The organism is Myxosarcina sp. GI1 (genome assembly GCF_000756305.1).
GTDB lineage: Bacteria > Cyanobacteriota > Cyanobacteriia > Cyanobacteriales > Xenococcaceae > Myxosarcina.
Genome location: NZ_JRFE01000017.1, coordinates 101418 through 114989, shown reverse-complemented (window position 1 = coordinate 114989; position 13572 = coordinate 101418). Strand labels below are relative to the sequence as shown.

The window sequence follows — 13572 nt, the reverse complement described above, 5'->3', positions numbered from 1 at the left end:
AATGTAATAACAAGCAATTTTTTTTCTCGTTTAGCTCTATCTAAAGTTAGATGTAAAAAAAACTAGAGCTAAATTTTAGCTCCAGTTTTGCTCTAATTGTATTTTGGCGTTTTAAGACCTGGAGCCTACCGTACTAATTGCAGCAGAACGCTTTCTTTTTCTAGATGACGATTTGCTCTGAGGTTTTTCTGGCGTTTGTAGTAAAAATACTACCGAAGGACGGCTGCGTAGTTCACGTCTCATCAATCTTTGCAAACCACCTTCAATTTCTAGTCTAATTCCAGTCCAGTCTACTTCCAACTCGTTATTACTATTTTGACTAAATTCATTCCAGCGATCGCGCAAGATTGTTTCTAAAGTCTTCACCGCTAGCTGTTGCAGCAGCGATTTTTCTACTGAGGTTACTACCCCCTGTAGATGAACTGTAGGAGTTGCTAATAATTTACCCGACCAGTCGATGGCTGCGGCTGTCGTCACTACTCCATCTTCGGCTAGCTGCTGCCTTTCTTTCATTACATTATCTTGGACGATACCGTTGCGATCGACTAATTCGATTCCCGAAGGAACTTCACCGTTAATACCAATACTATCTTTAGTTAGTTCGATAATATTGCCATTCTTAATAATGACAATGTTCTCCTCTGGTATACCCATTGCCTGAGCCATTCCCGAATGTTCGATTAACATGCGATGTTCGCCGTGAACGGGAATAAAGAACTTAGGCTTAGTAAGAGCTAGCATCAACTTGTGATCTTCTCGCGCACCATGACCCGAAACGTGAATGCCTTCACTCTTGCCGTAAACTACTTTCGCGCCCTGCATCATCAGGCGATCGATCGTGTTAACGACAGCAATGGTATTACCTGGGATGGGATTGGCAGAAAAGACAATGGTATCACCCTCCCTGACCTGAATATGTCGGTGTTGACCGTTAGAGATACGGGTCATAGCGGCAAGAGTTTCCCCTTGCGAACCAGTGGTTAAAATTAACACTTTCTCATCGGGCAGTCGATTTACCGATCTTAGTGACTCGAACAGATCGTCGCGACATTTTACATATCCTAACTTGCGGGCATGAGCGATTACATTGAGCATCGATCGCCCGACTACGGCTACTTTACGTCCGTGTTTCTCTGCCAGTTCGAGAATCATATTTACCCGATGCACGGAAGAAGAAAAAGTAGTCACCATCAAGCGTCCTTCTGCCTGTCCGAAAATTCGGTCTAAATTTGGATATACCGATCGCTCCGAAGGTGTATGCCCTGGAACTTCAGCATTAGTAGAGTCGCTCATCAGACACAATACGCCTTGTTCGCCATATTCGGCTAGTTTTTGCAGGTCGTAGTGTTCGCCATCTACGGGAGTATGATCGAATTTAAAATCTCCCGTATGAATTAATACTCCCAGTGGTGTAGTAATGGCGACGCTAAAGCTATCGGCGATCGAGTGAGTATTGCGAATATACTGCACCGAAAAAGAATTTCCGATGCGTACTGTATCTCTGGGAAGTACACTTTTTAAAGTAGTGCGATCGCTAACCCCAGCCTCTTCTAACTTGTCTCTTAGTAGAGACATTGCCAAACGAGGACCGTAGATTACTGGAATATCAAACTGTTTGAGGTGATAGGCAATACCACCGATATGATCTTCGTGTCCGTGAGTCACAATCATGCCCTTGATGCGGTCGGAGTTTTCTCTCAAGTAGGTCATATCGGGCAACACGATATTAATGCCGTGCATTTGGTCTGAAGGAAATCCCAACCCAGCATCTAACAAAATAATTTCGTTTTCATATTCAAATACACAGGTATTTTTGCCTATCTCATGTAGTCCTCCTAAAGGAATAATTTTTAAAGTCGATTTACTTGCTTTTTTGTTCATATTTTTTTTGGTATTGGTGATTGATTGACTCGATAAAACTATTAATAAAATTAAAAATATTTACTATTGTTTTGTAATCCTATACTGCTCTAATAATTTGCTAGCGTTTTTAAGTATGAATTGTAGCGAAATAAAATACTTTGAGTATTTTGTCAATTTTAGCTAAATTATAGTCAATTTAAAATTTTGTCGATCGCTTAAAAAATTATTTGTTTAACTCACAATTGTAACTATTTTGATTAAAACTAAATAGATTATTAAATAGTAACGAAATAAATAAGTAATAACAACAAATTCACAGTATATTTAGTTGAGCTAAAGTTGCTTTTAATTTTTCAGTCGAACTTAATTCTAACTCGCAAAGAGGAGAACGCAAACTACCGACATTCCATCCTTGTAAATTTAATGCTGTCTTTACAGGAATGGGATTAGTAGTCATAAATAAAGCTTCAAATAACGGCAAAAGCTCGATTTGTATTGCAGTTGCCCCTCGATTGTTGCCTTCTCTAAACGCCGAAATCATTTCCTGCATTTGCTTCCCTACCAAGTGAGAAGCTACGCTGACCACTCCCACTGCTCCCATCGTTAGTAGGGGTAAAGTTAAAACATCTTCACCAGAATAAATTGCCAACTCTGGTGACAGGCGATGAATATGACCAGCCTGTTCGACACTACCACTAGCTTCTTTAATCGCCAAAATATTATCTAGTTCGGCTAGCTTTGCTACTGTTGTAGCTTCTAGATTACGGCTAGTACGTCCTGGAACATTATAAAGCATCATCGGTAAATCGGGACAGGCTTTGGCGATCGCTTCAAAATGTCTGTACAGCCCTGCTTGTGGTGGTTTATTGTAATAAGGTACTACCTGCAAAGAACCATCTAAATTCAGTTTAGCAGCTTTCTGGGTTGCCGCGATCGCTTCTGAGGTAGAGTTTGAGCCAGTTCCTGCAATTACTTTAGCTTTGTTTCCTACTGCTTGCTTGACTACTTTAAATAGTTCGTATTCTTCCGACCAACTCAAAGTAGGAGATTCTCCAGTAGTACCACAAACTACCACCCCATCACTCCCGTTTTCTACTAAATAAACGGCTAATTTTTCGGCAACTGTGTAGTCAACACTGCCATCTTCGGCAAAGGGAGTTACCATTGCCGTAATTACTCTACCAAAAGGTTCGTTAGTCATTGGCGCGATCGCTTGTAAATCTTAAACACTAATTATTTTGTTGTCAAATTGCCATTGAAGTAGAGGTAGTCAACAAATTTTCCGCTAACATAAGTTCTGCTATCTGTACGGCATTCAAAGCTGCTCCTTTACGAATTTGGTCGCCACACAACCATAGCTCTAAACTATTAGGATGAGAAATATCTTGCCGAATCCTTCCTACTAATACTGGATCTTTGCCAGTAGCATCTATGGGCATAGGAAAATAATTACTCTGCCAATCTTCGACCAATTTAACTCCAGGTGCGTTAGCCAAAATTTCTCTGGCTCGTTCGACGCTAAAAGGACGCTCGAATTCCAGGTTAACTGTCTCTGAATGCGCTCTCAGTACGGGTACGCGAACGCAGGTTGCACTAACTTTTAGTTCTGGTGCGTCAAAAATTTTTCTGGTTTCATTGACCATTTTCATTTCTTCCTCACAATATCCCCGTTCGTCGAGGGGAGAATTATGGGGAAATAGATTGAAAGCGATGGGATGGGGTAAAACTTCAGCCTGGGGAGTTTCCCCAGCTAAAATTGCTTTAGCCTGGGTTTTTAACTCCGCCATTGCTCTAGCACCAGCACCCGAAGCAGATTGATAAGTAGCTACCACAACCCGCTTGAGAGACTGTTCTCGATGTAGGGGATAAATTGCCAGTCCCATCAAAATTGTCGTACAGTTGGGGTTGGCAATAATTCCCTGATGTTTACTTGCCGCTTGCGGATTAATTTCGGGTACTACTAAAGGTACATCTGGGTTCATCCGAAACGCGCTAGAGTTATCGATAACTACAGCACCTGCCTTTACTGCGGTTTTAGCCCAGGCTTTGGAAGTCGAACCGCCAGCAGATGCCAAAACGATATCGACATCGTCAAAAGAGTCTGAAGTAACTTCTTCTACAGTTAGCTCGGTACCTTGAAATTCAATTTTACTACCTACCGAGCGAGCAGAAGCCAGCAACTTTAAATTTTTCACGGGAAATTGACGCTCTGCTAACAGTTCGAGCAGTTCTTGTCCTACAGCCCCCGTTGCTCCCAAAATAGCGATATTTACTTCTTTAGACAATTACAATAACCTCCAATTTAATTTTCATTTTCCAGGCGATCGCCCTTCCCGATACTAAAATACTAAAATAAATAAAGTTAATTTAACTAATTTCGAGCTAGTCCCGATCGTACCATAAGCTATTTGAGACAATAAGTAATAAAATGTTGCGCTTGGCAATGTTGTACTATCATGGCTAGTGGTTAATTGACCAAGTCAGAAGAGGACACGATTTCGAGCGAAAGAGATGGCAAGGATACCGCGCCATACCCAATCGAAGCCTTGGAGGTTTACTCCGAAACAAAAGCCGTCCTTCAAGACTCGTCTTTACAACGCGAGGTCTTGTTGTCAATTGACCGTTGGTTAATTTCGTTACTTGAGAGCGAGTCTTAATTTTATTTTTAAGTTACTTTTTCTCTAACGAGATTCATAATAAAAAGAACTAAACAATATAGAGATAGAAGCATCGATGAAAGTAACCCAGGAACAACTTCCTGACAGCCAAATAGGTTTAGAAATAGAAATTTCCGCTGAAGCCTCGGATAACGCTTACGAAGAAATGGTAAGCAGCCTTGCAACCTCTAGCAATATTCCTGGGTTTCGCAAGGGTAAAGTGCCCCGTCAAATTCTACTACAAAGAATTGGCAAGCAGCGAATTAAAGCTGCTGCTTTAGAAGAGCTAATTCAAAAGTCTATTCCCCAAGCGATCGAGCAAGAAGCAATTGACGCTCTCGGTAACTACAATTTGCGTTCTAATTTTGAGGAACTCTTACAGCAGTACAATCCAGGAGACAGCCTGACTTTTGCGATCGCCGTTGATGTTCCGCCAACGGTAGAGCTGGGAGATTACAATAACCTTGAGGTAACAGCCGAAGAAATTGTCTACGATCCGCAACAGGTAGAAGACCGCCTCGAACAGCAACGCCAGCAACAGGCAGATTTGGTGCCAATCGAAGATCGGGAAGCAGAAATGGGCGATGTCGCTCTTGTGGATTTTAAAGGTACGCTGTCTACAGGAGAAGAAATAGAAGGTGGAAGTGCCACCGATTTTCAAGTCGAATTAGTAGAAGGCAAACTCATTCCCGGTATGGTAGAAGGAATAGTCGGCATGAAGCCCGAAGAAACCAAAGAAGTTTCTGTCACGTTTCCCGAAGATTATCCCCAGGAAGATTTAGCTGGCAAACCAGCCGTATTTAGCATTACTCTTAAAGAACTAAAAACTAAAGAATTGCCAGAATTAGACGACGATTTTGCCGAGGAAGCTAGTAATGGTGAATTTGAAACTCTAGACGCACTGCGGGAAACCCTGGTCAAGCAGTTTCAAGAACAGGCAGAAAATCGCACCAAAAATAATGTTAATGAAGCGATCGCTGCGGCTTTACTAGAACAAAGCAGTTTGGAAGTACCAGAAACTTGGATTCAAGAAGAGGTTACTAATGTTTTGACTAAAACCGTAATGCAGATGCAGCAGATGGGTTTGGATGTAAATCAACTGATAACTAAAGACCGCATACCTCAAATGCGAGAAAGTGCCAAACCAGAGGCGATTGAAAATCTTAAAAAAGCCAAAATTATTGAGGCAATAGCCGAAAAAGAAGGACTCAAGCCAGAGGAAACGGCGATCGCCGATAAAATCAAAGAGGTAGAAGCAAATCTCAACTCTCAAGACATCGATCGCGATAAGTTGAAAAAAATGGTGACAGAAGATTTAATAAATGAAAAAACTTTTGACTGGCTGAGAGAGAAAGTAACGGTTAAACTCGTTCCAGAAGGATCTCTAAAATCTGAAGCCGACACCGAAGCTTCTGAAACTGCGGCTCCCTTAGAAAGTAACGTAGCCGATGATGAGGCGATCGAAGTCGAAGCAGCTACTGTTACCGAAAGCGAGTCGGCAGAATCAGAATAAATCTATATGTTTATGTGATTTGCCATTGTCTCAGTCGAGCTGCAATATTTTATCTCAGTCTTTTAATAGTCATAAGGGTAGATATCCCAAGGAATAGTTTTATCCGCTAACTATAGAGTGTGAGGCATAATAGTTAATAGACATCGACTGAGTTTTCAGTTTTTTAAAATTAAGAAAAATCGAAAAAAGTAAATTTATTATAAATTACCGCGACAAATCTCCCCTCACAAACCTATGCTAGAATCGCATTCACACTACAGTTTCTCCAGTAAAAACCGACCAAAAATACAGTCGCTTTTTACAGAAAATAATGTCATTCCTATGGTCGTCGAGCAATCGGGTATTGGCGAACGAGCATTTGATATTTATTCTCGTCTTTTAAGAGAGAGAATTGTGTTTTTAGGTACGGCAATCGATGATAAAGTTGCCGACTCTATAGTGGCACAATTACTTTATCTAGAAGCCGAAGACCCAGAAAAAGACATTCAAATCTATATCAACTCTCCAGGCGGCTCTGTTTATGCGGGAATGGCAATCTATGACACAATGCAGCAAATTCAACCCGATGTAGTAACAATCTGTTATGGTATTGCTGCCAGCATGGGTGCTTTTTTGCTATCGGGAGGCACCAAAGGAAAACGCATGGCACTTCCTAGCTCTAGAATTATGATTCACCAACCATTAGGTGGAGCGCAGGGACAAGCAGTAGATATTGAAATTCAGGCAAGAGAAATTCTTTACATCAAACAAAGACTTAACGAACTAATTGCCGAACATACAGGTCAACCTTTTGACAAGATAGCTGCCGATACCGAAAGAGATTTTTATATGTCTTCTGAGGAAGCTAAAGAATATGGTCTAATCGATCGCATGATTTCTAAGTCGGTAACGGCAGAATTAACTACCTAAATAATTCAGTTCATATTAGATATCTAGAGGTATAAATGTCTAAATACGACTCCCATTTAAAATGTTCGTTTTGCGGCAAATCACAGGAACAAGTCAGAAAATTAATCGCAGGTCCAGGGGTGTATATTTGTGATGAATGCGTAGAGTTATGTAACGAGATTTTAGATGAGGAGTTGATGGAGGAAGGAGCAGTTATGTCGGCTCCTTCCGTACCTAATGGAGGAGAAACTAAGCCCAAACGAAAATCACGCTCTGGCGGCATGACCTTTGACGATATACCCAAACCTATAGAAATTAAAAACTGTCTGGACGAACACGTCATCGGACAGGAAGAAGCTAAAAAGGTTCTGTCAGTTGGAGTGTACAATCACTACAAGCGTCTCAGTCTTACTAATGGCGGTCGCGATAAAGACGATGCCGTAGAACTACAAAAATCAAATGTTCTGCTTATCGGTCCAACTGGCTGTGGTAAAACTCTATTGGCACAAACTCTAGCAAGAATATTACAGGTTCCCTTTGCCGTAGCCGATGCCACCACTCTCACCGAAGCAGGATATGTCGGAGAAGACGTAGAAAATATTTTGCTACGGTTGCTACAAGTTGCCGATTTAGATGTGGAAGAAGCCCAACGAGGAATTATTTATATCGACGAAATCGATAAAATTGCTCGCAAAAGTGAAAATCCCTCTATTACTCGCGATGTGTCGGGTGAAGGAGTACAGCAGGCTCTGTTAAAAATGTTGGAAGGTACGGTAGCCAACGTTCCGCCTCAAGGAGGTAGAAAGCATCCCTATCAAGACTGTATTCAAATCGATACCAAAAATATTCTCTTTATCTGCGGTGGGGCATTTGTCGGTTTAGATAAGGTGGTAGAACGCCGCATCGGTAAAAAATCTATGGGCTTTATCCAACAGGGAGAAACCCTACCTTCCAAAGAAAAACGCACTGCCGATATCTTGCAAAAATTAGAATTAGACGACTTGGTCAAATTTGGCATGATTCCCGAATTTGTCGGTCGTATCCCCGTAACCGCTGCCTTGGAATCTCTTGACGAAGATACTCTAGTACAGATTTTGACCAAACCCCGCAATGCCCTAGTCAAGCAGTATCAAAAACTGCTGGGGATGGACAATATCCAGTTAGAATTTACTGAAGATGCCATCAGAGCGATCGCCAAAGAAGCTTACCGCCGTAAAACTGGAGCGAGAGCCTTGCGAGGTATTGTTGAAGAATTGATGTTGGAAGTAATGTACGAACTGCCTTCGCGTAAGGATGTTGGTCGCTGTACTATTACTAAAGAAATGGTAGAAAAACGTTCTACTGCCGAATTGCTAGTTCATCCTACTTCTTACCCCAAACCCGAGTCTGCTTAAAAATTAAACATTAATCAATTGCTCAATGGACTTAAGTAAAAAAACTTTAATAGGCTTGAGAGCCGATCGCTTTCGCCATCCGCTAGATCTACAGGCGACTACAGCCTTAAAACAAGTGCCTGGATTAGATATTGCTATACGCAGCCTACTCGGTTCGGTTGCCGAACAGTTTTTCTATCTCAACAATATTGCTTCTAGCGTCCTAGTCAGCGAGAAACAGCTACCAGAATTACACAAACTATTATTAGAAGCCTGTAAAATTCTCGACCTCGAACCACCACAGCTATACGTACAGCAAAATCCCGTTCCCAACGCCTATACTTTTGCCATGCGCGGCAAGCAGCCCTTTATCATGCTGCACACCTCTTTGATAGAGATGCTGACCCCCGAAGAAATTCAGGCGGTAATTGCCCACGAATTGGGGCATCTCAAGTGCGAACACGGAGTTTATTTGACCATAGCTAATATTATGGTTTTGGCTGCCAATCTCTTGCCAACTTGGGGAACGGTTTTAGCTCAATCCCTACAGGAGCAAATGATGCAGTGGATTCGATGTGCTGAATTTAGCTGCGATCGCGCCGCTTTATTAGCCGTACAAGAGCCGAGAACTATTATGTCGGTATTGATGAAATTAGCAGGGGGTTCCCCTACTCTCGCTCCTCAGCTAAACTTAGATGCCTTTATCGAACAGGCTAAATCTTACGACGACATTGCCAAAAACAGCCTGGGCGAGCTACTACAAACCGCACAAACGGCTCAACTAACCCATCCAGTTCCCGTAATTCGCGCTAGAGAAATTCAGCGTTGGGCTAGTTCCGCTCAATATCAAACTATAATTCAAGGCGGCGGCGAGAGCAATAAGCTTCAAGAAACCAAAGGTGGCTGGCGTAACTGGTAATTTCTCGTTTTGAAAACTTTTCTAGCCACTAATGTGTTAGGATAAAAACGATTCGGACTCGTGCGGTTATAACGCCCAAACCTTGTCAGGACTGGAAAGTAGCAGCAATACGGGATGCTTATGACAGGCGCGAACTCCGAATCGCCAATAATAGCGAGCTTCAAGCTATTTTAAGAACTTCTACCAACTTTAATATTGCGGACGCGAGCTGGTACACATCCATGAGTCATCTGAGCGATTTGTATGGGTTCGCCTTTGCCACACATATTCGTACCACACTGCATCCACTCCGACTTATTGCCGATCGCATCAACGCTATTCCAGAAGTCCGTAGTCATACTGTGATAGGTAACATTTTTTAGCATTCCCACTACCTTGCCCTGTTTGACTTGCCAAAAAGCATCGCCACCAAACTGAAAGTTGCGTCGCTGTTGGTCGATGGAATAACTACCGATGCCGTCGATTAAAATTCCATCTTCCGTATCGGCAATCATCTCAGCGAGAGTTGCCGTATGACTACCGCCAGCTTTACCTGGTTCCAAACTAAGGTTGGGAATGCGAACCATAGGAATACTAGACCAGCTATCAGCAAAAGCACTACCATTACTGCTATCGCGTCCCAAACGAAATGCCGTTTCTCGGTCGGTAAGATAGTCGTTGAGAATACCATCTTTAACTACGTACCATTCTTGTGCGGGTACGCCTTCATCATCATAAGCCATCGTACTGCGTCCCTGGGGTTGAGTGCGATCGGCAACAAAATTAACCCAGGGGGCAGCATACTGTAATTTACCTAATTTATCGGTAGTAGCAAAGCTCGTTCCAGCAAAATTAGCCTCATAGCCATATACGCGATCGAGTTCGGTAGGATGTCCTACAGACTCATGAATAGTTAAAAACAAATTAGTTGGTTTGAGAATTAGTGTAGTTTCGGTATCGGCAGTTAATTCGGGAGCGTTTAATTTGGCGATCGCTTCAGTAGCAATGCGATCGATATTAGCTAACAGGTTTTGTTTGTCGATATGTTCGTAGCCTACATTTAATGGCGGCAGTTCGTAACTTCTACTTTGAGCATCCCCATTACCAATAGCAGTACAACTCATACCAGCATAGCTACGATAAATGGTTTGTTCGATAACAGAACCAATAGTAGAGGCAAAAAGTTTGTCTTCTCTAGTGAAGCGTAAAAACGAAGACGCTTTTTTAATCCCGCGATCGCCATAAGCCAACAATTTATCGGCGATTTCTAACAAAAGTTCGGCTTTTTCTCCTATGGAAATATCAAACGGATCGATTTTAATTGGCGTAACGTATTTATCTTGATATGCCGCTACGGGAACTAATCTGACTGGTTCTTGCTGAGTCAAATGGCTTCCTTTGGCAGTTTGTATAGCTAAATTGACAATTCTCGTAACTTCTTGAGGAGTTTTTTGATAGGAAGCAGCAAAACCCCATGCGCCATTTAGTAAAACCCTAACTCCAAAACCAGAACTAACGTTATCAGAAAGTTGTTTTAAAGAGCGATCTCTAGCTGATAGATTTTGATGGCGGTAATTACCAATACGAATATCGCCGTATTCACAACCAGCCTGTCGAATCAAATCTATAGCAAGTTTTGTTAGTTCTCGGTTGGTAGTTTTGGCGACAGGAGCTTGTAGCATATTAGGTTGTTCGATTACTGAGTAGAGAGAGATTGTTGTTTTATTTTAAACATAACCAGCGATTAACTGCTGTAGCTATTGTGTCAATGCTTGTTAGCTTTGTTTCCTTTTTCTTCAACCCTCACTACTCCGTACTGATATAACACCCCAATTGGCAGATAATAAACAAATTGGTATCGACTGCTATTTTTTCCAGGGATTATGCTTTCGTTCTAAAATTTGAGCCAGAAGCTGTCTTTGTCTGCGTCTGCTTTGCGCCAAACTTTTCTTACTTCTTAGATGAGACTGATTTAGCTCTTCAGGAAATAAATACTTTAAAAAGAAATCTAGCGTTTTTGGCTTGAGATATCCTTGTAAAATTGCCGTCGAACCAAATTTATATCCCGTGTGCTTTTGTTCTTCTAAAACTCGCTTGATTTGTTCTGCTTCTAACAACGCTGCCTGTTGTAAATAATGCCCTATAGGTTTCCTGTAGGTTTGTTCGATTAACTGCTGCCACTCTTCAGCAAAAAATTCCACAGTTTCTGGTTTAATCCAACCCTGTATGGCTAAGATTTCTCCCAAGCGCATATTAGGATAGATTTTCTGGTATTCTAACGCCGTTTTAATCTCTGTTTTAGTAACCAGATCGGCTTCGCGTAAAACTACTCCCAAGCGTTTTGGCAGGAAAAGTCGAGGAGACGAAACTTTGCTCGAATGCGTAGCTTTACCACTCATAAATACCATTTAAAAAATTGATAAAGGTTTTTTAATCAATGGTACTGGTAATGTAAGACTAAAATTAGTCTTACGATCGCAGTAAATAGCCGATCGAGATCGCATTCAAGTTTTAATATTTTTGATAATAAACGAATTTTAGTAAAGCGATCGCAGTATATGAATCAAGAATTCAACTTTGAAACCAAACAGGCAAGTTTGATGATGCAAAAATGCTTGGAGTTAGCCAGTCGTGCGAAGGGAAGAACTTCACCCAATCCAATGGTAGGTGCAGTAGTTATCAGAGATGGCAAAATTGTTGGCGAGGGATTTCATCCAGCACCAGGACAACCCCATGCTGAAGTTTTTGCCCTACAGGCGGCAGGAGAACTAGCTAGAGGTGCGACGATATATGTCAACCTCGAACCCTGCAATCATTATGGAAAAACTCCACCATGTAGCGAAGCTCTAATAGATGCAGGTATTGCCAAAGTAGTAGCGGGGATGGTAGATCCCGACAGTCGAGTTTCAGGAGGTGGAATTGCCAAATTACGCGATGCTGGCATAGAGGTAGTAGTTGGGGTAGAAGAAACTGCCTGTCGTCAACTCAACGAGGCTTTTATTCATCGAACGCTCTACCATCAGCCTTTTGGTATCCTAAAATATGCCATGACCCTAGACGGTAAAATTGCTGCTACTAGCGGTCATAGTGCCTGGGTAAGCGGTAAAGCCTCGCGTCATCTAGTGCATCAGCTTAGAGATGTCTGTGATGCCGTAATTATTGGCGGCAATACGGTACGCAAAGATAACCCACAATTAACTACACACGGTATAAGCGACCGAAATCCGCTAAGAGTAGTAATGAGTCGCAGTTTGGATTTACCCAACCAATGCAATCTCTGGCAAACTAATATCGCTCCTACATTAGTCTTTACCGAACCAAATTCTAACCCCACACTAAAAACTCAGCTAAGCGATCGCGGCGTAGAAGTCATCGAACTAGATAAACTTACACCTAGAACTGTAATGCAGCATTTGTATGACAGAGAAGTATCTCAAGTATTGTGGGAATGTGGCGGAACTCTGGCAGCAAAAGCGATCGCCGACGGCGCAGTGCAAAAAGTCATGGCATTTATCGCTCCTAAAATTATTGGTGGCGTAACTGCACCTTCTCCAATAGGAGATTTGGGTTTAACTAAAATGACTGAAACCCTTAAGTTAGAAAGAGTAACTGTTGAAAACGTGGATGCAGATATTTTGGTCGAAGGTTATTTACAGTAAATAATTATTGAGAGACAAAATACATAGACTTTAACGAATTTACCTCAAATAGTTTTGTACAACATTTTTGCCTTATTTTGAAAGATAAAATTCAATCTTGATAGCGAAGCAAAAACTATTAGCTTCAAAAATAGATCGCGCTTTTATACGGCTCGAAACAATAGTATTTAGGAGAAGAATCTAATCTGACATGCAGCCAGGATACTCCCAACCCCGACGTGCTAACCCAGACAGGTTGTTGGTTAAGCTTTTGTTTTAGTTCTTTACCAATCGTTTGCCATAATAAATGCTGTTGAGATTTGGGTGCTTCGCGAATAAAAGCAGCGAGATGGGGATAGGCAGAGCGATCGGCAATAGGTAACGGTACGATTAGTAACGCATCATTACCCAAATTGGGAAAGGTGACAATTTCTTTTTCTGCCGAACTAAAGTATCGCTCAAAATCACTAGGATCGGGATTGATTTGAGCTAACTGAGGACTGTTTGCTAATACAAACTCAAATTTCCTTTCTACAGTAGACTTAGTAACTGGTAGAGTTTCCCAAAAGTAAGCTGCAAAAGGAGCATTAGCTAATAAAGAGCTAAAAAAATCGCGAAAGCTACTGTTGTTTTGCCATAGTTCGATTACCTCAGAGTAAGCGAGCTGCTTATCATCAGCAAAGATTGAAATTTTGTGAAAGCGATCGCCTTTTAGAAGTTCGCCGTGAAATTTCCACATATT

General features: G+C 41.7%; 11 protein-coding genes and 1 other RNA gene. 6 read left to right on the top strand and 6 right to left on the bottom strand.

Features of this window, described 5'->3' with window-relative positions:
* Positions 1–111: 111 nt before the first annotated feature.
* The 3 genes from KV40_RS13365 to KV40_RS13355 form a co-directional block, all read right to left on the bottom strand.
* On the bottom strand, positions 112–1881 hold the full coding sequence (locus KV40_RS13365; protein ID WP_036482201.1) for a ribonuclease J: 1770 nt from the start codon (positions 1879–1881) through the stop codon (positions 112–114).
* A gap of 295 nt (positions 1882–2176) precedes the next feature.
* Positions 2177–3064, bottom strand: coding sequence for a 4-hydroxy-tetrahydrodipicolinate synthase (dapA, locus tag KV40_RS13360; RefSeq protein ID WP_036482199.1), 888 nt, complete (start codon positions 3062–3064; stop codon positions 2177–2179).
* 43 nt (positions 3065–3107) lie between these two features.
* Positions 3108–4148 carry an aspartate-semialdehyde dehydrogenase gene (locus tag KV40_RS13355; RefSeq protein ID WP_036482196.1) on the bottom strand — a complete coding sequence of 347 codons (1041 nt, stop codon included), beginning with the start codon at positions 4146–4148 and terminating at the stop codon, positions 3108–3110.
* Positions 4149–4596: 448 nt separating this feature from the next.
* Between KV40_RS13355 and tig the strand changes: the two genes are divergently transcribed.
* The 5 genes from tig to ffs all read left to right on the top strand — a co-directional run bounded on the left by tig (position 4597) and on the right by ffs (position 9359).
* Positions 4597–6033 (top strand): trigger factor, encoded by a 1437-nt coding sequence (gene tig, locus KV40_RS13350; protein WP_036482193.1) that lies wholly within the window; start codon positions 4597–4599, stop codon positions 6031–6033.
* Between the two features lie 234 nt (positions 6034–6267).
* On the top strand, positions 6268–6942 hold the full coding sequence (gene clpP, locus KV40_RS13345) for an ATP-dependent Clp endopeptidase proteolytic subunit ClpP (RefSeq protein ID WP_036482190.1): 675 nt from the start codon (positions 6268–6270) through the stop codon (positions 6940–6942).
* Positions 6943–6977: 35 nt separating this feature from the next.
* The gene (clpX, locus tag KV40_RS13340) at positions 6978–8315 is read left to right on the top strand and encodes an ATP-dependent protease ATP-binding subunit ClpX (RefSeq protein WP_036482187.1); all 1338 of its coding nucleotides are present in this window, start codon (positions 6978–6980) and stop codon (positions 8313–8315) included.
* Between the two features lie 25 nt (positions 8316–8340).
* Positions 8341–9213 (top strand): M48 family metallopeptidase, encoded by an 873-nt coding sequence (locus KV40_RS13335; RefSeq protein ID WP_036482185.1) that lies wholly within the window; start codon positions 8341–8343, stop codon positions 9211–9213.
* A 49-nt stretch (positions 9214–9262) separates the two neighbouring features.
* An RNA gene (ffs, locus tag KV40_RS33370) (signal recognition particle sRNA small type) lies at positions 9263–9359 on the top strand.
* A 24-nt stretch (positions 9360–9383) separates the two neighbouring features.
* Here the strand turns inward: ffs and KV40_RS13330 are convergent.
* Complete coding sequence (locus KV40_RS13330; RefSeq protein ID WP_036482182.1) at positions 9384–10874, bottom strand: TldD/PmbA family protein; 1491 nt, start codon at positions 10872–10874, stop codon at positions 9384–9386.
* A 183-nt stretch (positions 10875–11057) separates the two neighbouring features.
* Complete coding sequence (locus tag KV40_RS13325; RefSeq protein ID WP_052055618.1) at positions 11058–11591, bottom strand: hypothetical protein; 534 nt, start codon at positions 11589–11591, stop codon at positions 11058–11060.
* 159 nt (positions 11592–11750) lie between these two features.
* Here KV40_RS13325 and ribD point away from each other — a divergent pair, with 159 nt between their 5' ends.
* Complete coding sequence (gene ribD / locus KV40_RS13320) at positions 11751–12851, top strand: bifunctional diaminohydroxyphosphoribosylaminopyrimidine deaminase/5-amino-6-(5-phosphoribosylamino)uracil reductase RibD (protein WP_036482179.1); 1101 nt, start codon at positions 11751–11753, stop codon at positions 12849–12851.
* 124 nt (positions 12852–12975) lie between these two features.
* On the opposite strand, the gene KV40_RS13315 is transcribed toward ribD, so the two are convergent.
* On the bottom strand, positions 12976–13569 hold the full coding sequence (locus tag KV40_RS13315; RefSeq protein WP_036482177.1) for a hypothetical protein: 594 nt from the start codon (positions 13567–13569) through the stop codon (positions 12976–12978).
* Positions 13570–13572: the final 3 nt, after the last annotated feature.

What these genes read in the sequence shown, in the direction of transcription:
- KV40_RS13365 (WP_036482201.1), bottom strand. Translation starts at nt 1,881, where the DNA reads ATGAACAAAAAAGCAAGTAAATCGACTTTAAAAATTATTCCTTTAGGA.
- dapA (WP_036482199.1), bottom strand. Translation starts at nt 3,064, where the DNA reads ATGACTAACGAACCTTTTGGTAGAGTAATTACGGCAATGGTAACTCCC.
- tig (WP_036482193.1), top strand. Translation starts at nt 4,597, where the DNA reads ATGAAAGTAACCCAGGAACAACTTCCTGACAGCCAAATAGGTTTAGAA.
- clpP (WP_036482190.1), top strand. Translation starts at nt 6,268, where the DNA reads ATGCTAGAATCGCATTCACACTACAGTTTCTCCAGTAAAAACCGACCA.
- clpX (WP_036482187.1), top strand. Translation starts at nt 6,978, where the DNA reads ATGTCTAAATACGACTCCCATTTAAAATGTTCGTTTTGCGGCAAATCA.
- KV40_RS13335 (WP_036482185.1), top strand. Translation starts at nt 8,341, where the DNA reads ATGGACTTAAGTAAAAAAACTTTAATAGGCTTGAGAGCCGATCGCTTT.
- KV40_RS13330 (WP_036482182.1), bottom strand. Translation starts at nt 10,874, where the DNA reads ATGCTACAAGCTCCTGTCGCCAAAACTACCAACCGAGAACTAACAAAA.
- KV40_RS13325 (WP_052055618.1), bottom strand. Translation starts at nt 11,591, where the DNA reads ATGAGTGGTAAAGCTACGCATTCGAGCAAAGTTTCGTCTCCTCGACTT.
- ribD (WP_036482179.1), top strand. Translation starts at nt 11,751, where the DNA reads ATGAATCAAGAATTCAACTTTGAAACCAAACAGGCAAGTTTGATGATG.
- KV40_RS13315 (WP_036482177.1), bottom strand. Translation starts at nt 13,569, where the DNA reads ATGTGGAAATTTCACGGCGAACTTCTAAAAGGCGATCGCTTTCACAAA.